This is a genomic window from Mesorhizobium sp. RCAM 05104, assembly GCF_059683645.1.
In genome coordinates this window covers 1,040,768-1,055,298 of the sequence record NZ_CM185033.1, presented here as the reverse complement: position 1 = coordinate 1,055,298, position 14,531 = coordinate 1,040,768, and the positions used below count along the sequence as shown (strand labels likewise).

Below are 14,531 nucleotides of genomic sequence, written 5' to 3'. Positions count from 1 at the left end.
CGAGGTCGGTCTCAGCCGATCTGGCTGTGCAAGACGCGCGATTTCAGCAGGCGCTGAATGTCCGCCGCCTTTGACGGTACGCCGATCAGATAGCCCTGCGCCTCGACACAGCCATTGGCGCGCAGGAAGTCGAGCTGCGCCTCGGTCTCCACACCCTCGGCGGTGACGGTGATGCCGAGTTCGGCACCCAGCCCGATGATGGTGCGAACGATCGCCGCGGTATCGCGATTGCCCAGGTCGTGGATGAAAGAACGATCGATCTTGATCTTGTCGACGGGAAAACGCCTGAGATAACCAAGCGAGGAATAGCCGGTGCCGAAATCGTCCAGCGCGATGCGGATGCCGAGCTCGCGCAATTGACGCAGCGTCTTCAGCACGGTTTCGCTCTCGTCCATCAGCACGGTTTCGGTGATCTCCAGTTCCAGCTGATTGGCCGGCACGCCGGAAAAGGCCAGCGCCGAGATGACGCTGCGGGCGAAACCGCCGCTTTTGAGCTGCACGGCGGAAACATTGACTGCGATGCGCACGCCAGCAGGCCAGCTTGCCGCCGCCGCGCAGGCCTTCCTCAGTGCCCACTCGCCAAGTGGCACGATCAGTCCGGTTTCCTCGGCGACTGGAATGAACTCGTCCGGCGCCACCGTGCCGCGCGCTGGGGAATGCCAGCGCATCAGGGCCTCCGCGCCGATGATCTCGCCGGATTCTATGTTCATGAGGGGCTGGAAATCGAGATCGAATTCCTGGCGTGGCAGCGCTGTCTCGAGATCGACCTCAAGCGCCCGGCGGGCCTGCACCATGGCGTCCATTCCGGGCTCGAAGAAGCGATACAGGTTGCGCCCTTCGCTCTTCGCCCGATAGAGCGCCGTATCGGCGTTTTTCAGCAGAGTATCGGCGTCGCTGCCGTCGTCGGGGAAAACGGAGATGCCCAGGCTGATGCCGACATGCATGTCCCGGTTCTTGTCGCGAAACGGTTTTGCGATTGCCTCGACGATGCGTTTCGCCAGTTTTTCAGCATGGGCGATGCCCTTGAAATTGAACTGGATGATGACGAATTCGTCGCCGCCGAACCGAGCCACGATGTCTGTTTCATTGTGTAGGCAACGCTGCAGCCTCTCGGCCACGCTTTTCAACAGCCAGTCGCCGGCAGGATGTCCCCAGGTGTCGTTGACGGCCTTGAAGCGGTCGAGATCGAGCGAGAAGACCGCCAGTGGCGTGGCCGCTGCGTCCTCCAGCGCAAGGTAGAGCCGTTCGCGAAACATCGAGCGGTTGGGCAGCCCGGTCAGCGTATCGTGATGCGCAAGATGGGTCATGCGCTCTTCGGTGCGGCGGCGCTCGGTGACGTCGTCGAAGGTCGCCACCCAACCGCCACCGCTCATCGGCTGACGCGTGACCAGAACCGTCCTGCCGTCGGTAAGATGCCGATATGTCGAATGCATTTTTCCCGCCACCAGGCAGGCCTCGGTTTTGGCGACTTCGCTGTCTACGTCGATCTTCGTATAGATGCCGAGTTCCAGCAATCGTTCGAGCGCGTCGCGGTGCGTTGTTCCGAGCGGGAAGTCCGCTGCGGTGACGTTGTAGAGTTCCAGAAAACGCCCGTTGCACACGATCAGCCTGCCGTCGGCGTCGTACATCAGCAGCCCTTGCGACATGTTGGCGAGCGCCGCGTCGAAGCGGCGGTGCTGTTCCTTGAGATCCTGTTGGGCGCGCCGCTGCTCGGTGATGTCCTCGTAGATCGAGACCCAGCCGCCCGAAGCCAGCGGGCGATGCGAGATGTTGATGATGCGACCATCGGACAGCGTCTCCTCGTAGGTCGAGGGTCTGGCCTGGTCGATATAGGGCTTGCGGATGGCGTAGAGCTCATCAGCGCTTTGCGAAGCAATCCCGATGTCTACGCTGTGCCGCAGGATGTCGAGGAACCGGGTGCCGGTTCGGATCACGCTGGCGTCGAGACAGAAGATGTCGAGGTAGTTGCGGTTGCAGATGATCATCCGCTCGTCGGCGTCGAACATGCACAGCCCGTGCGACATGTTCTCGACCGCGGCCGAAAAACGTTCGTTCTGTTCGCGCAGTTCGTCTTCCATATGGCGCGAACGATCCACGCCTTCGGCGCCCCGTTTCGGGACGGCCGAACCATCCTTGACATCAACGGGCATGAAGCGCGCCTGCGGTTCGTGATTGAACGGGATACTGTGGCCGCAGCCGGTTAATTTAGCGTTTTCAGCTGACCGCGGGTGCAGGAACCTGACCGCGTGACTTCTCGATGGCGGAAAAGCGCTTCAGGAACGCATTCTGTGCCCAGGTCACGGAGCGTGGCGTGAAATCGAAGCGGTCGGCGTTGAAACCGCGCGGGCGGCCAAAGAACTCGGTCGCCTCGGCGGTCGAAAAGCCAGCAAGCAGCGTTGCCTCGAAATAGGCGGCGATCTGGTCGGCGCGCTTGATTTCCTTGCGCAACGCCGCGGTTGGTTCTGGCGGCAGCGAGAAGCGCAAATGAATGGCGCGCTGCAATCTTAACTCGCAGTCCTTGTAGCTGCCGCCCATCACCGATTTGAACGGTGAGATCATGTCGCCGATGACATATTCGGGTGCGTCGTGCAGCAGTGCCGCCAGCCGGGCGTCAGCCGAAGCCGCAGGCACCAGGTCGCAGAACAGCGCTTCGACCAGCAGTGAGTGCTGGGCAACCGAAAACGCATGCTCACCACTGGTCTGGCCGTTCCAGCGGGCGACGCGGGCGAGCCCATGCGCAATGTCGGAGATTTCGATGTCGAGCGGCGAGGGGTCGAGCAGGTCGAGCCGGCGGCCGGACAGCATGCGCTGCCAGGCACGCGGCGGCGCGCCGACGCGATCGGCCGCCATCAGGCCTCCTCCGCGCCGACGGCTTCCTGTGGGAAGGTGAACTTCGCCCAGCCGGGAATGGCCACCGTAACCGGGACGTCTCCCGCCATGATCGGCAGGCCGGCGTCGAGCGCCGTCTTGACCCTGTCGATGCGGGCAATGGCAAGCCCGGTCCTGCCGACATTCGAGCCGAGCGAGCCGACCGTCCGTCCGTCGACGGTGAGTTCGGTGCCCGCGGCGGCCAGGGCAAGCCCGGCCTGGACGATCAGCACGCGCCGCCTGGCCGTGCCGCGATGCTGCATGCGCGAAACGACCTCCTGGCCGATGTAGCAGCCCTTCTTGAAGCCGACACCGCCCGTTTCGTCGAGCAGCACGTCATGCGGGAATGCTTCGCCGAGCGCGTAGTCGGCCCCACTTTCGGCAATGCCGTGGGCGATACGAAAGGCCTGCCACGCGGTGGGGTCGCCGCTCGCCGCGGCATTGCCATAGGAGCGGGTAACGACATCACCGGAAAAGCGTCGGTCGACCACCGCCGTTGAATCGGCCCCCATCGTGGAATCTAAGTGCGAGGTCGTTGACTCCTTTCCCCACGCAACGGTGACAAGTGCTTGATCGACCTTGGTTATCTCGGCCTTGGCGCGTAGTTTGTAGAGTGTCAGCCGGCGCACGAAATCGCCTGCAGTGTCGGCGCGGCATTCGAGCCGAAAGGTATTCTCGCCGGCGCGCGAGATCAGGAAATCGAACAGGATCTTGCCTTGCGGTGAAAGCAGGGCACCCGGCTTTGCTTCGCCGGCGCCGAGTGCATCGAGATCGGTGGTCACTATGTTCTGCAGAAAATGCTCGGCATCCGGGCCGGACACGGAAATGAGGGCGCGGTCTTTCAGCAGGGCAAAGGGCATTGGCGGGAATTGAACCTGATCTTGCAAAACAGTCGGCCTTTACGTAAGCCGCTGCCACTCCCCCTGCAAGAGACTGGACCCACATGGCCACGACCTACGACCTCATCCTGACAGGCGGCATCGTGGTCAACCATGATGGCGAAGGTTTTCGCGACATCGGTGTTCGGGGCGGGCGCATCGCCACCATCGGCGATCTCTCACATGCGTCGGCCGGCGAGACGATCGACTGCCGCGGCCTGAATATCCTGCCAGGTGTCATCGACAGCCAGGTGCACTTTCGCGAACCGGGACTGGAGCACAAGGAAGACCTGGAAACGGGCTCGCGCGCGGCGGTGCTTGGCGGCGTCACCGCCGTGTTCGAGATGCCCAACACCAATCCGCTTACCACCAGCGAGGCAGCGCTTGCCGACAAGGTCCGACGTGGCAATGGTCGCATGCATTGCGATTTCGCCTTCTGGGTCGGCGGCACCCGTGAGAACGCCAGGGATGTCGGCGAGCTTGAGCGGTTGCCGGGCGCTGCGGGGATCAAGGTTTTCATGGGCTCGTCGACCGGCGACCTGCTGGTCGAGGACGACGAGGGCGTCGCTTCGATCCTGAGGAACACGCGCCGCCGCGCCGCCTTTCATTCGGAGGACGAGTTCCGGCTGCGTGAGCGTCTTGGCGAACGCATCGAGGGGGATCCTTCATCGCACCCGGTCTGGCGCGACGAGATCGCCGCCTTGCGCTGCACCGAGCGGCTGGTGCGCATCGCACGAAGCGTTCGCGCCCGCATCCACGTGCTGCACATCTCGACGGCCGAGGAAATTGTGTTCCTCGAACAGCACAAGGATGTCGCGACCTGCGAGGCGACACCGCATCATCTGACGCTGTCGGCGGACGACTACGCGCGGCTGGGCACGCTCATTCAAATGAATCCGCCTGTGCGTGCCGCGCGCCATCGCGACGGCGTCTGGCACGGCATTGTGCAAGGCATTGTCGACGTGCTCGGCTCCGACCACGCGCCACACACGTTGGCCGAGAAGGCAAAGCCGTACCCGGCGTCGCCGTCAGGGATGACCGGCGTGCAGACGCTGGTGCCGATCATGCTCGACCACGTCAATGCCGGCCGGTTGACCCTGCAGCGCTTCGTCGACCTGTCCAGCCACGGCCCGCAGCGTATCTTCGGCATGGCAAGAAAAGGCCGCATCGCCGCCGGTTACGATGCCGACTTCACCATTGTCGACATGAAGCGGCGCGAGACCATCACCAATGCGCAGGCAGGGTCGAAAGCCGGTTGGACACCCTATGATGGCAAGCAAGTCACCGGTTGGCCGGTCGGCGCCGTCATTCGCGGCCGCCGCGTCATGTGGGAGGGCGAAATCGTCACGCCAAGCCAGGGCAGGGCGGTGGAGTTCTCCGAGGCACTGGCGGGTTAGCTGTTTCGACGGCGCTGGAAAGGCGATCCGCAAGATCGCCGGCGATCAACGGGCATTCGGCTCAGACACGAGCGGGTTGTTTTGACCACGCCGCTTGGCGGAAGAATCAGTCCCCGGCGACGAAGAAGGTCCATTGCCCGGCGGGCGTGATGCCGACGCGGTAGAAGATGTAGGCGCCGAACTGCTTCATGTCATCGAAGTCGCCCGCGGTGACGATCTTGAACAGCTCAACCCGCTGCTTGGCGTCGAGCTTGTCCAACGGTAGCGCGAAGAAATACGGCCACACATAGAGCTCTTCCGGCGTGCCGGCATCGAGGTGGACGTAGCCGGCATCGAGCACTTCCTCCAGGATGGCCAGGATTTCCTGCCCCTCCGGGTCGCCGGAGAGGCCCTTGAGGAAGGCAATGGCGTCGCCGTCTATGTCGGTCAGCGACAATTGCGTCGTGCTGTCGCCCTTACCGATCAAAGGCCGCAGTTTTTCGATGTCGCCGCTCTTGCAGGCTTCGACGATCAGATTGTGCATGCGCCGCACCGGCTCGGGCAGTTTGTCGAGATCGTAGACGACCTCGGGTATCGGCGTGTCCGGATCGACGCGCGGTCTGGTCACGCCCCCGTCGGGTGGGCTGTCGGGCTCGGCCTCGTTCGGCGCAGCCGGTTGGCTGGTCGAAGGCGGCGTTCCGACCGGGTCGGGCATCGGCACGGCGCTTCCGGGCGGCGACATGTCGTCGTCGGCCGAAGGCTGGACCGGGGAGGGGAGCTCTTCGCGCTTGATCTCGCTCAGCGCATAGGCTGGGCTGCTCACGAGGCATGCAACCAAGGGAATCGCGGCCCTGCAAGCGGCGAAGCAGATGTAAAGGACCAAGCCACGCGGCTTGCCTGACATCGAAAAATTCACTGCCCGCTTCTCCTTGATTCCGGGCATCATGCCCGAGCGGCATATCGTCAAAGAACCGGACGTCGGTTCAGTGCCGCAGCCGTTCAGGTTCGAAGGCGCCAGCAATCACCTTTTCACGCATACGGTCGAGCAGGGCAAGGGCCGAGGTCTCGCCATTGGCACGCAGCATCTCGCCGAACGCCGTCTCAAGCGCTGCTTCGGCAATGATTTCGGGCTCTATGCCGGCGGAGAGACCTTCCGCCCAGGCTTCGCTGTGGCTTTCCACGGCGGTCAGGCGTTTTTCTTCCCTGACCAGCGCGTCGATGTCGTTGACACCATGTTCCATATGCGATGTCCACCCTTTCAAGCAGCAATCCGTCGATGTGGATCGGGCCTGATCTGTTCATTTCACACGCAGGGTCAAGTAAGTATCTGTAAATACGACATTTTTTTGATCGTCTTTCACAGAGCCCGATTGCCTTGTGCGAAGCTGCGTTCAGCTCGGGTCAAACTTAGCCGATTAGGGAGGCCTGCGGGGCGAAAACCTTCAGTTTGAGTTAATTTCGCATTCGCGCGGTAACGTTTCGTTAATACTGTTGCACAAGAGCAACATCAGGATTGCACCAACATATCGTCCGGCACAAGCCGTATATGTCCGCTGGCGCCGGCGGTGGCTTGGATACTTGTTGATGAGCAGTCCGGAATGTCTAGTTTCCGTAACGCGAAGCGATGTCGCGCGACAGCGTCTCGCCTTCCTTCATGTAGCGGCTGATGGCTTCGGTTGCCGAGGCCGTGCACTGCGTATAGGTGCCGCCGAAGGAGCGGTAGCCGCGATTGAAGCTGGCGATGAAGCGGGCGCGTCGCTCGGCATCCGGATTTTCCGAATCGAGCAGCTTCTGCATTTCGACGCGCCACTGATCGCCTTTCTCTCCACACAAATTGCGCAGGAAATGCAGCGATCCCAGAACCTCGGCCAGCCGCATCAGGCCCGGCTCGAACGGCGACTCGGCGCTGAGCGCCGGCCGCGTCGAGACAGCCGCACTGACGGCAAGACATATGGCGAGGTACATGGATGGACGGTTCATGAGCCTTCCCTGCCGAACGGCGTAAGCCGTTGTGGCCGCCAACAGCATAAGCCTTTGTGACGAAACAATTTGTCGCCCGCAAGGCGATTTTCACCGCTGCAGCGGCCCAGCGTTTCCGCCGGGATCCAGCAAGTCTTCGGCGACCGCGAACACCGAGCCGGCGAGCGGCAGCGCCGTCATCTCGTCGAGTGTATAGAAGGCCGCTGTATCGGCATCGTCGCTGGCCACCGCCTCGCCGCCGGCATAGGCGGCACCGAACACCGTCAGGAGATAGTCGACCGGGTGGTCGTCGTCCCTGCCATCGATATGGACTTCCCGAAGCGGGCGGTAATTGGTGGCCCGCAAGCCGGTCTCCTCCAGCAGTTCGCGCTTTACCGCATCCTCCAGCGTTTCGCCGGCCTCGACCTTGCCGCCCGGAAAGGCATAGAGCCCTTGTGACGGTTGCCGCGCTCGCTTGACCAGCAGCACGGTTTGGCCACGCACGACGGCGACCGAGACTGCCGGAAGTGTCCTGCGCGCTTCGCTCATGGATTTCCGATCGGGCTCATTGAAGGCAGGACTGTTGTGGACCGCCCAGCATGGGGAAGCTTTAGCGGTTGCGCAACGCCGGTTCCATCGCCACTTTCAAACCGAACCGTTTTAAGGGCACCAACCGACCATGTGCGGACGCTTTGCCTTGACCGCGACGCCGGACCAGACCGCCGCCTTTCTAGGCTTGGCGGAACTGGAGGATTTCCCGGCGCGCTACAACATTGCCCCGACGCAGCCGATCCTGATGGCGACCGCCGGCGCCTCGCGGGCACCGGGCTCGAATCTGCCGGACCGGCAGTCGGTGCTGGTGCGCTGGGGGCTCATCCCAACCTGGGTCAAGGACACCAGGGAGTTTCCGCTGCTGTTCAACGCGCGCTCCGAAGGGGCAGCCGAAAAGGCCTCGTTCAAGGCCGCCATGCGCCATCGCCGCGCGCTGGTGCCGGCGTCAGGTTTCTACGAGTGGCGGCAGACCGGCGGCAAGAAAGGGCAGCCCTATTGGGTTCGGCCCAGGCATGGCGGGTTGGTCGCCTTTGCCGGCCTTGTCGAGACCTATGCCGAGCCTGGTGGTTCGGAAATGGATACTGGCGCCATCCTGACCGCCAACGCCAATGCCGACATCGCCCACATCCATGATCGCATGCCGGTGGTGATCGATCCCAGGGATTTCGTCCGCTGGCTGGATTGCCGTACGCTCGAGCCCCGCGATGTCGCCGACCTGCTGCGGCCGGCGCCAACAGGTTTCTTCGAGGCAATTCCGGTCTCCGTCCTTGTCAACAAGGTCGCCAACACCGGACCGGAGATACAGGAGAGGGGCGAGATCGGGCCGGAGCCCGAGAAGGTCAAGCGCCAGAAGCCCGGCGCGGACGACAGTCAGATGACGCTGTTTTAGCAGAGGCTGTTATTTTGAAGCGCATTCAGCGCCATCATGCCCGGCGCCTTTGGCGCCGGCCGAATACTGCTTCAGGCAGCGCGGGGGGATACGATCTTCTGCGTCGGCTTTTTCTTCTTCGCGGTGTGGAGAAGGGCGGCGACGATCGCCGCCGGGCCGATCGCGCGATAGTGGTTGGCCAGCGCCGGTTGCTTGGCGCGGTTGGATTCCTGCTTGCTGCGAGCCATGTCTCTCTTCCCAGGTAACATTTCAGTGTCTGCGTTTGCTGGCCGAATCCGACCAAATCGTGACGTGTGGTGATCTAGCCGGCGAATGTTTCATGACTGTGCCGACATGTTTAATAAAATGTTTCACTGCCTGATTCCGCGTGATCGAACCACGCGTTTACCAGTCTTCGTGACGTTTTTCTCAGAACCAGCGACTTGACGGCAACACCGGCCAAGGCGATAAAGCCGCCCATGAAAACGTCGTTCGCCATTTGTGGCATTTGCATTATTGGCTAGCCTCGCGCTGGTCCGGACGTTTTCGCCTCATCTTCCCCTAGATTGGACAAACGCCCCGGCCAGCAGGCTGGAGCCCGATTTGCGCCTTCGGCGCAGGCAGGGCTTCACTATCAACGGACCGGGAAGGCACGAATGTCTGACGCATCGAAGGGCCTGCACCTCTACAACACGCTAACGCGGAGCAAGGAGGATTTCGTCCCGATCGATCCGCGCAATGTGCGCATGTATGTCTGCGGCCCGACGGTCTACGATTTTGCCCATATCGGCAATGCGCGGCCGGTGATCGTCTTCGATGTGCTGTTCCGTTTGCTGCGCCATGTCTACGGCGAAGCGCACGTCACGTATGTGCGCAACATCACAGATGTCGACGACAAGATTAACGCGCGCGCCCTGCGTGATTTCGGCGGCGAGATCGCTTCCGGGGCACTTTCGCTCAACGAGGCAATCCGGCGGGTCACCGAAAAGACCGCCGACCAGTTCCACAGGGACGTGGCGACGCTCGGCTGCCTGGAGCCGACATTCGAGCCACGCGCCACCGAGTTCGTCGAGCCCCGCGCTGACGGCAAGGCCGACATGATCACCTTGATTCAAAGCCTGATCCAACGCGGCCATGCCTATGTCGCGGCAGGCGAAGTGCTGTTCGACACGGCCTCGATGCCGGACTATGGACAATTGTCGAAGCGCAATCTCGACGAGCAGCAGGCCGGTGCTCGCATCGCTGTCGACGCGCACAAGAAGAGCCCCGGCGATTTCGTGCTGTGGAAGCTGTCGTCGCCGGAGGAGCCGGGCTGGAATTCACCCTGGGGCAGGGGCCGTCCGGGCTGGCACATCGAGTGCTCGGCGATGTCGGCCGCCTATCTCGGCGAGGTGTTCGACATCCATGGCGGCGGGCTCGACCTGATCTTCCCGCACCATGAGAACGAGATCGCCCAGTCGCGCTGCGCGCACGGTACCGATGTCATGGCCAACATCTGGATGCACAACGGCTTCCTGCAGGTCGAGGGGCAGAAGATGTCGAAGAGCCTCGGCAATTTCTATTCGATTAACGAACTGCTGGAGACGGAGACTTTTGGTGGCCGCAAATGGCCGGGCGAGGTGCTGCGGCTGGCAATGCTGATGACGCATTATCGCGAGCCGATCGATTTTTCCGTGCGCAAGCTGGAAGAGGCGGAGAACACGCTACGCAAATGGAAAAGGGCGGCGGACCTGGCGCCGGCGGCGGCAAGGCAGTTGCCCGTGGAGGTCATCGATGCCTTGTCGGACGATCTCGCCACCTATGCCGCTTTCCAGGTCCTGACGCAGTTGGCCGGCGATGCCGCCGACAGCAACGAAGCCGCTGCTGCGCTAAAGGCGTCGCTGCTGTTCCTTGGCTTCGATGTCGCCTCGGCGGAGGTGGATGAGGACAAGGTCGCCAGAACGATCGCCAATCGCCTCGCGCTCATCGCGGCGAAGAACTGGGCCGAGGCCGACCGCATCCGCGACGAACTGTTGGCACAAGGTGTACAGTTGAAGGACGGCAAGGACCCCGCCACCGGCGAACGCATCACCACCTGGGAGGTAAAAAGATGATCGACCATCTCGGCATCACCGTGGCCGATTTCGACGCTTCGAAGGCTTTCTACGACAAGGCGATGGCGCCGCTGGGGGCAGCACTCCTCTACATGGTGCCGCAGGAATACACCGGCGGCGCCAAGGTTGGCGGCTATGGCCGCGACCGGCCGGTGTTCTGGCTGCACGCCGGCAAGGAAAAGCCCAGGGATCACCAGCACGTCGCTTTCACGGCGCGCAGCCGCGCCGAGGTCGATGCCTTCCACGCAGCCGCACTTGCCGCCGGCGGCAAGGACAATGGCGGGCCGGGCCTGCGCCCGCACTATCACCCGAACTACTACGGCGCCTTCGTCTTCGATCCCGACGGCAACAATGTCGAGGCGGTCTGCCATGTGCCGGAGTAAGCGGTCATGAGCCTCGACAACCGGCCGGTCTACACCGGTGGCTGCCAGTGCGGTGCGGTGCGCTTCCGCGTCGAGGGCGCGCTTGGCGACGCTTCGATCTGCCATTGCCGCATGTGCCAGAAGGCGTTCGGCTCGTTTTACGCGCCATTGGTGTCCGTGCGCGGCGCAAAGCTCGACTGGACGCGTGGCGAGCCGAAATACTTCCGCTCGTCCAACCATGTCGATCGTGGCTTTTGCGCCAATTGCGGCACGCCGCTGACCTTCACCGCGCCGGACGGTGTTGGCCTTGCCATCGGCGCGTTCGACAATCCGGCGGAGATCGCGCCGTTGGTCCAGTGGGGCATCGAGGCAAAACTGCCCTACGTCGATACAATCCCGCAATTGCCGGGCGAGGACACGACGGCGGACATGTCGTCGGCTCCCTATCTGGCCGATCTCGTCTCCTACCAGCATCCCGACCACGACACCGAACAATGGCCGCCAGAGGAAAAGTCATGACCGAGACAATACGAACCGGCGGCTGCCAGTGCGGTGCCGTGCGTTTCCGCATTCGCGGGGCGCTAGGCCGTCCCTCGATCTGCCATTGCCGCATGTGCCAGAAGCAGTTCGGCTCGTTCTTCGGTGCGCTGGTGACGGTGCCCAAGGATGGCGTCGAATGGACTCATGAAGAGCCGAGCTATTTCCAGTCGTCGGTCAACATCGATCGTGGCTTCTGCGCCCGCTGCGGCACGCCGCTGACCTACCGGCAGCCCGGCGGGCTCGAGATCGCCATCGGCGCCTTCGACGACCGCTCCGATCTCGCCCCACGAATCCAGGTCAACTACGCCGCGCGGCTGCCTTGGGTGGAGACGATCTTCGATCAGCCCGTCCACCAGGATCCTGATTATTACGCCCGGCAGGAGCAGATCATCTCCTTCCAGCACCCCGACCATGAAACAGCGGACTGGCCGACCAAGGGTTTGCAACTATGAGCAGTCGATTGCGTACCCTCTATCCCGAGATCGAGGCCTTCGATTCCGGCATGCTCGATGTCGGCGACGGCCATCAGGTCTACTGGGAGCGTTCCGGCACCAAGGGCGCCAAGCCGGCGGTGTTCCTGCATGGCGGGCCGGGCGGCACCATTTCGCCAAAACACCGGCGGCTGTTCGACCCGAAGCTCTACGATGTCATCCTGTTCGACCAGCGCGGCTGCGGGAAATCGACGCCCAATGCATCGCTCGAGGCCAATACGACCTGGCATCTCGTTGCCGACATCGAGCGCTTGCGCGAGATGGCGGGCTTCGACAAATGGCTGGTGTTCGGCGGCTCCTGGGGTTCGACGCTGGCGCTGGTCTATGCCGAAACCCACCCAGATCGCGTCAGCGAACTGGTGGTGCGCGGCATCTACACGCTGACGCGTGCCGAACTCGAATGGTATTATCAGTTCGGCGTCTCGGAAATGTTCCCGGACAAATGGGAACGGTTCCTCGCGCCGATCCCACAAGCCGAGCGCGGTGACATGATGGCCGCCTACCGCAAGCGGCTGGTCGGCAGCGACCGCAAGGCGCAGATCGAGGCTGCTCGCGCCTGGAGCTTGTGGGAAGGCGAGACGATCACGCTGTTGCCGGAGCCTGAAACCAGCAGTCCATTCGGTGAGGACGACTACGCCGTCGCCTTTGCCCGCATCGAGAACCATTATTTCGTCCATGCCGGCTGGCTGGAAGAGGGGCAGCTGCTGCGCGATGCCTTCAAGCTTGGGGATATCCCCGGCACCATCGTCCATGGCCGCTACGACATGCCGTGTCCGGCGCGCTATGCCTGGGCACTGCACAAGGCCTGGCCGAAGGCGGACTTCCACCTGATCGAAGGTGCCGGCCACGCTTATTCGGAGCCGGGCATCCTTGACCGGCTGATCCGGGCGACGGACAAGTTTGCGGGCAAATGACCATGACCCGCCAGCGCCTTTATCTCTTCGACACGACTTTGCGCGATGGCCAGCAGACGCCGGGCATCGATTTTTCGGTCGAGGACAAGATCGCCATCGCCAGGCTGCTCGACGAATTCGGCATCGACTATGTCGAGGGCGGTTATCCCGGCGCCAACCCGACCGATACCGCCTTCTTCCAGCAGAAGCGCACGGCGCGCGCCAAGTTCGTTGCCTTCGGCATGACCAAGCGGGCGGGGGTGTCGGCGTCCAACGACCCCGGCCTGGCAGCGCTCGTGCAATCGAAGTCGGATGCCATCTGTTTCGTCGCCAAGAGCTGGGACTACCATGTCCGCGTCGCACTCGGCTGCAGCAATGAGGAAAACCTCGACGCCATAAAGGCCTCCGTCGAAGCAGCGATTGCTTCCGGCAAGGAGGCATTGGTCGACTGCGAGCATTTTTTCGACGGCTTCAAGGCCAATCCAGACTATGCACTGGCCTGCGCCAAGACCGCCTACGACGCCGGCGCGCGCTGGGTGGTGCTGTGCGACACCAATGGCGGCACGCAGCCTTCGGAAGTCCGCGCCATCGTCGAGAAGGTGATCGCCTCCGGGATACCAGGCCACAATCTCGGCATTCATGCCCATGACGATACCGGCCAGGCAGTCGCCAATTCGCTGGCCGCGGTCGAGGCCGGCGTGCGCCAGATCCAGGGCACGCTGAACGGCATTGGCGAGCGCTGCGGCAATGCCAATTTGATCTCGATCGTGCCGACGCTGGCGCTGAAGCCGGCTTTTGCGGATCGTTTCGAGACGGGCATTTCGGTCGAGGCGCTGACCGGCATTTCGCGCCTGTCGCGCGCCTTCGATGAACTGCTGAACCGCGCCCCGGAAGCGCAGGCACCCTATGTCGGCGCCTCGGCCTTCGCCACCAAGGCCGGCATCCATGCCTCGGCGCTGGCCAAGGAGCCGGCGACCTATGAGCACGTGCCCCCGGAAACGGTCGGCAATCGCCGCCGTGTCATGGTCTCCGACCAGGGCGGCAAGGCCAATTTCCTCGCCGAACTGAAGCGGCGCGGCATCGACGTGCCGAAGGACGACCACAGGCTCGATGCACTGATTGCCGTGGTCAAGGAACGCGAGGCCGAGGGTTATGCCTATGAAGGTGCGGACGCTTCCTTCGAGCTCCTGGCGCGCAAGATGCTGCACGGCCTGCCGGAATTCTTCCATGTCACCTCATTCCGCTGCATGGTCGAGCGCCGCTTCGACGCCAACGGCCAGTTGAAGACAGTGTCCGAAGCGATCGTGAAAGTGCAGGTCGAGGGCGAGGAGAAGATGTCGGTGGCCGAGGGGCATGGCCCGGTCAACGCACTCGACATCGCGCTGCGCAAGGACCTCGGCAAGTACCAGAGCGAGATCGCCGATCTCGAACTCGCCGACTTCAAGGTGCGTATTCTCAATGGCGGCACCGAGGCGATCACCCGCGTGCTGATCGAATCGCATGACGGCACCGGCGCACGCTGGTGGACGGTCGGCGTTTCCGAGAACATCATCGACGCCTCGTTCCAGGCGCTGATGGATTCGATCGTCTACAAGCTGATGAAGAACCGGGACATGGCGGGACTTGTTGCCGCCGAGTAGGGTTGAACCAT

The 14,531-nt window shown here is 62.9% G+C and carries 16 protein-coding genes; 8 read left to right on the top strand and 8 right to left on the bottom strand.

The window, feature by feature from the left end; translation table 11 throughout:
- Positions 1-11: 11 nt before the first annotated feature.
- The 3 genes from AC56QP_RS05620 to ygfZ all read right to left on the bottom strand — a co-directional run bounded on the left by AC56QP_RS05620 (position 12) and on the right by ygfZ (position 3,728).
- Complete coding sequence (locus tag AC56QP_RS05620; RefSeq protein ID WP_489860582.1) at positions 12-2,150, bottom strand: putative bifunctional diguanylate cyclase/phosphodiesterase; 2,139 nt, start codon at positions 2,148-2,150, stop codon at positions 12-14.
- Positions 2,151-2,214: 64 nt separating this feature from the next.
- The gene (locus AC56QP_RS05615) at positions 2,215-2,850 is read right to left on the bottom strand and encodes an HD domain-containing protein (RefSeq protein WP_489860583.1); all 636 of its coding nucleotides are present in this window, start codon (positions 2,848-2,850) and stop codon (positions 2,215-2,217) included.
- On the bottom strand, positions 2,850-3,728 hold the full coding sequence (ygfZ, locus tag AC56QP_RS05610; RefSeq protein ID WP_489860584.1) for a CAF17-like 4Fe-4S cluster assembly/insertion protein YgfZ: 879 nt from the start codon (positions 3,726-3,728) through the stop codon (positions 2,850-2,852). The genes AC56QP_RS05615 and ygfZ overlap by 1 nt, the downstream gene beginning before the upstream one ends.
- A gap of 83 nt (positions 3,729-3,811) precedes the next feature.
- On the opposite strand from ygfZ, the gene AC56QP_RS05605 reads away from it, so the two are divergent.
- Positions 3,812-5,143: a dihydroorotase gene (locus tag AC56QP_RS05605; RefSeq protein WP_489860585.1), complete on the top strand. Its 1,332-nt coding sequence runs from the start codon at positions 3,812-3,814 to the stop codon at positions 5,141-5,143.
- Positions 5,144-5,249: 106 nt separating this feature from the next.
- On the opposite strand, the gene AC56QP_RS05600 is transcribed toward AC56QP_RS05605, so the two are convergent.
- The 4 genes from AC56QP_RS05600 to AC56QP_RS05585 all read right to left on the bottom strand — a co-directional run bounded on the left by AC56QP_RS05600 (position 5,250) and on the right by AC56QP_RS05585 (position 7,630).
- Entirely contained in the window at positions 5,250-6,038 is a 789-nt protein-coding gene (locus AC56QP_RS05600) for a hypothetical protein (RefSeq protein WP_489860586.1), read from the bottom strand.
- Between the two features lie 67 nt (positions 6,039-6,105).
- A complete protein-coding gene (locus tag AC56QP_RS05595) occupies positions 6,106-6,363 on the bottom strand; it encodes a hypothetical protein (RefSeq protein ID WP_008874920.1) in 258 nt (85 codons plus the stop codon).
- A 361-nt stretch (positions 6,364-6,724) separates the two neighbouring features.
- On the bottom strand, positions 6,725-7,102 hold the full coding sequence (locus tag AC56QP_RS05590; protein WP_489860587.1) for a TIGR02301 family protein: 378 nt from the start codon (positions 7,100-7,102) through the stop codon (positions 6,725-6,727).
- Positions 7,103-7,192: 90 nt separating this feature from the next.
- Entirely contained in the window at positions 7,193-7,630 is a 438-nt protein-coding gene (locus tag AC56QP_RS05585; protein WP_489860588.1) for an NUDIX hydrolase, read from the bottom strand.
- A gap of 130 nt (positions 7,631-7,760) precedes the next feature.
- Here AC56QP_RS05585 and AC56QP_RS05580 point away from each other — a divergent pair, with 130 nt between their 5' ends.
- Positions 7,761-8,522, top strand: a complete 762-nt coding sequence (locus AC56QP_RS05580) for an SOS response-associated peptidase (protein ID WP_489860589.1) — start codon at positions 7,761-7,763, stop codon at positions 8,520-8,522.
- Positions 8,523-8,593: 71 nt separating this feature from the next.
- On the opposite strand, the gene AC56QP_RS05575 is transcribed toward AC56QP_RS05580, so the two are convergent.
- Entirely contained in the window at positions 8,594-8,749 is a 156-nt protein-coding gene (locus AC56QP_RS05575; protein ID WP_497100640.1) for a hypothetical protein, read from the bottom strand.
- 408 nt (positions 8,750-9,157) lie between these two features.
- Here AC56QP_RS05575 and cysS point away from each other — a divergent pair, with 408 nt between their 5' ends.
- Genes cysS through cimA form a run of 6 tightly spaced genes read left to right on the top strand, consistent with a single transcriptional unit; the run spans position 9,158 to position 14,520 of the window.
- Positions 9,158-10,594, top strand: coding sequence for a cysteine--tRNA ligase (gene cysS / locus AC56QP_RS05570; RefSeq protein ID WP_489860590.1), 1,437 nt, complete (start codon positions 9,158-9,160; stop codon positions 10,592-10,594).
- On the top strand, positions 10,591-10,977 hold the full coding sequence (locus tag AC56QP_RS05565) for a VOC family protein (RefSeq protein ID WP_489860591.1): 387 nt from the start codon (positions 10,591-10,593) through the stop codon (positions 10,975-10,977). The genes cysS and AC56QP_RS05565 overlap by 4 nt, the downstream gene beginning before the upstream one ends.
- 6 nt (positions 10,978-10,983) lie before the next feature.
- Positions 10,984-11,475 carry a GFA family protein gene (locus tag AC56QP_RS05560; RefSeq protein ID WP_489860592.1) on the top strand — a complete coding sequence of 164 codons (492 nt, stop codon included), beginning with the start codon at positions 10,984-10,986 and terminating at the stop codon, positions 11,473-11,475.
- A complete protein-coding gene (locus tag AC56QP_RS05555; protein ID WP_489860593.1) occupies positions 11,472-11,948 on the top strand; it encodes a GFA family protein in 477 nt (158 codons plus the stop codon). Before AC56QP_RS05560 ends, AC56QP_RS05555 begins: the two co-directional genes overlap by 4 nt.
- Positions 11,945-12,901 (top strand): prolyl aminopeptidase, encoded by a 957-nt coding sequence (pip, locus tag AC56QP_RS05550; protein WP_489860594.1) that lies wholly within the window; start codon positions 11,945-11,947, stop codon positions 12,899-12,901. The genes AC56QP_RS05555 and pip overlap by 4 nt, the downstream gene beginning before the upstream one ends.
- Positions 12,898-14,520: a citramalate synthase gene (cimA, locus tag AC56QP_RS05545; RefSeq protein ID WP_489860595.1), complete on the top strand. Its 1,623-nt coding sequence runs from the start codon at positions 12,898-12,900 to the stop codon at positions 14,518-14,520. Before pip ends, cimA begins: the two co-directional genes overlap by 4 nt.
- The last annotated feature ends 11 nt before the right edge of the window (positions 14,521-14,531 follow it).

Excerpts from the sequence above, each read along its gene's own strand:
- AC56QP_RS05620 (WP_489860582.1), bottom strand. The coding sequence starts at position 2,150 with ATGCCCGTTGATGTCAAGGATGGTTCGGCCGTCCCGAAACGGGGCGCC.
- AC56QP_RS05615 (WP_489860583.1), bottom strand. The coding sequence starts at position 2,850 with ATGGCGGCCGATCGCGTCGGCGCGCCGCCGCGTGCCTGGCAGCGCATG.
- ygfZ (WP_489860584.1), bottom strand. The coding sequence starts at position 3,728 with ATGCCCTTTGCCCTGCTGAAAGACCGCGCCCTCATTTCCGTGTCCGGC.
- AC56QP_RS05605 (WP_489860585.1), top strand. The coding sequence starts at position 3,812 with ATGGCCACGACCTACGACCTCATCCTGACAGGCGGCATCGTGGTCAAC.
- AC56QP_RS05595 (WP_008874920.1), bottom strand. The coding sequence starts at position 6,363 with ATGGAACATGGTGTCAACGACATCGACGCGCTGGTCAGGGAAGAAAAA.
- AC56QP_RS05590 (WP_489860587.1), bottom strand. The coding sequence starts at position 7,102 with ATGAACCGTCCATCCATGTACCTCGCCATATGTCTTGCCGTCAGTGCG.
- AC56QP_RS05585 (WP_489860588.1), bottom strand. The coding sequence starts at position 7,630 with ATGAGCGAAGCGCGCAGGACACTTCCGGCAGTCTCGGTCGCCGTCGTG.
- AC56QP_RS05580 (WP_489860589.1), top strand. The coding sequence starts at position 7,761 with ATGTGCGGACGCTTTGCCTTGACCGCGACGCCGGACCAGACCGCCGCC.
- AC56QP_RS05575 (WP_497100640.1), bottom strand. The coding sequence starts at position 8,749 with ATGGCTCGCAGCAAGCAGGAATCCAACCGCGCCAAGCAACCGGCGCTG.
- cysS (WP_489860590.1), top strand. The coding sequence starts at position 9,158 with ATGTCTGACGCATCGAAGGGCCTGCACCTCTACAACACGCTAACGCGG.
- AC56QP_RS05565 (WP_489860591.1), top strand. The coding sequence starts at position 10,591 with ATGATCGACCATCTCGGCATCACCGTGGCCGATTTCGACGCTTCGAAG.
- AC56QP_RS05560 (WP_489860592.1), top strand. The coding sequence starts at position 10,984 with ATGAGCCTCGACAACCGGCCGGTCTACACCGGTGGCTGCCAGTGCGGT.
- AC56QP_RS05555 (WP_489860593.1), top strand. The coding sequence starts at position 11,472 with ATGACCGAGACAATACGAACCGGCGGCTGCCAGTGCGGTGCCGTGCGT.
- pip (WP_489860594.1), top strand. The coding sequence starts at position 11,945 with ATGAGCAGTCGATTGCGTACCCTCTATCCCGAGATCGAGGCCTTCGAT.
- cimA (WP_489860595.1), top strand. The coding sequence starts at position 12,898 with ATGACCATGACCCGCCAGCGCCTTTATCTCTTCGACACGACTTTGCGC.